Source organism: Mesorhizobium sp. M1338, assembly GCF_040318045.1.
Classification (GTDB): Bacteria; Pseudomonadota; Alphaproteobacteria; order Rhizobiales; family Rhizobiaceae; genus Mesorhizobium.
The window spans coordinates 1-1,800 of sequence record NZ_JAMYLL010000123.1; the positions used below are offsets into that span (position 1 = coordinate 1).

Below are 1,800 nucleotides of genomic sequence, written 5' to 3' on the forward strand. Positions count from 1 at the left end.
GACCCTGCCGACGCCGTGCTCATCAAAGAGTACAAAGCGGCTCTCATCAAAGAGTACAAGGGAGCGCCTGCGACCGGGCCGAATCCCAAAACCACTCAGGACTATGCGGCTACTCTTAGACGTTTCAGTCAATACCTGCATGAAAACAACAGGCCGGGGATTGCGGCTCGGCTTTACGAGGGGTCGCTGGATGAAGATGCCAGGCGTTATTTGGACTCCAGTGGTAACCGGTGGATCAGTGCACTAGCTCATCTCCGGAAGTTCCCGCCGTACGCCGCACTCGGGCGCGAAATTGCCCTTGCTGCTCGTCCGGAAGACGCAGTCGGCATGGAGGCTCGTGCCATTGGGGACGCCGCTGCGCAGCACAGCGGGCCGCAGAAGGCATTGGGTCGGCCAGAGAAGCCCCCTGGGAAAGCTAAGCAGCTGAGCGAGATCGGCAATTCAGGCGCTCGCGTGCTGATGCAGGCCCCCACCCATCAAGTGGGTGCATTGGCATGGGAGGCGCAGCCCATGATGCTGGGGGACGAGCACCTGGCACCGCATACCGGAGGCAGTGGGTCGATGCTGGGTGCCTCGGTGCTGCAGCCGGGTCACTCAACGGCGCGCGATTCGTCAGTGGTTGATCTGAATCCCCCCGCACCGTTCGAGTTGCGTGACCATGCTCGTTCTGTGCCGGCGGCGCCTGCCGGGCCAGCGTTCGCCAGGGCTGAGGAGACGCCCTCCGCGGTTGGCGAGGCCGCGGAGGCCGCAAGGTGGGCTCGGTTGCAAAAGCAAATGGACGAACCAGTGCATGATCCCGGCCCTCAAGTGGATACATCGCCATGGGAGGCGCAACTCATGGTGCAAGGGAGCGGACAAGAACACGCCGCGGCGCCCTACGCCGGAGGCAGTGGGTCGATGCTGGGTGCCTCGGTGCTGCAGCCGGATCACTCAACGGCGCGCCATCATCATGCGCCGGATTCGTCAGTGGTTGATCTGAATCCCCCCTCACCGTCCGAGTTGCGTGACCCTGCTCGTTCTGTGCCGCCGGCGCCTGCCGGGCCAGCGTTCGCCAGGGCTGAGGAGACGTCCTCCGCGGTTGGCGAGGCCGCGGTGGCCGAAAGGTGGGCTCGGTTGCAAAAGCAGAAGGTCGACGCTGATTTGTCGGGATATTTCGACTCGATTCCGCACGCGGACCTTCTACGATCGCCATGGGAGGCGCAACTCATGACGCAAGGGAGCGGACAAGAACACGCCGCGGCGCCCTACGCCGGAGGCAGTGGGTCGATGCTGGGTGCCTCGGTGCTGCAGCCGGGTCACTCAACGGCGCGCGATTCGTCAGTGGTTGATCTGAATCCCCCCGCACCGTTCGAGTTGCGTGACCATGCTCGTTCTGTGCCGGCGGCGCCTGCCGGGCCAGCGTTCGCCAGGGCTGAGGAGACGCCCTCCGCGGTTGGCGAGGCCGCGGTGGCCGAAAGGTGGGCTCGGTTGCAAAAGCAAATGGACGAACCAGTGCATGATCCCGGCCCTCAAGTGGATACATCGCCATGGGAGGCGCAACTCATGGTGCAAGGGAGCGGACAAGAACACGCCGCGGCGCCCTACGCCGGAGACAGTGGGTCGAGGCTAGGTGCCTCGGTGCTGCAGCCGGGTCACTCAACGGCGCGCCATCATGATGCGCCGGATTCGTCAGTGGTTGATCTGAATCCCCCCGCACCGTCCGAGTTGCGTGACCCTGCTCGTTCTGTGCCGCCGGCGGTGCAGCCAGATCCTCCAATAGGGGTCTCCGGTCGCGACAAGGGTCCTCTCTATTCCAACGAT

1 pseudogene is annotated in these 1,800 nt (G+C 64.3%); it reads left to right on the top strand.

Going from position 1 to position 1,800, the window contains the following annotated elements:
• Nucleotides 1–1,800 (top strand): annotated as a pseudogene (locus NKH19_RS33210) (hypothetical protein); the annotation flags it as partial.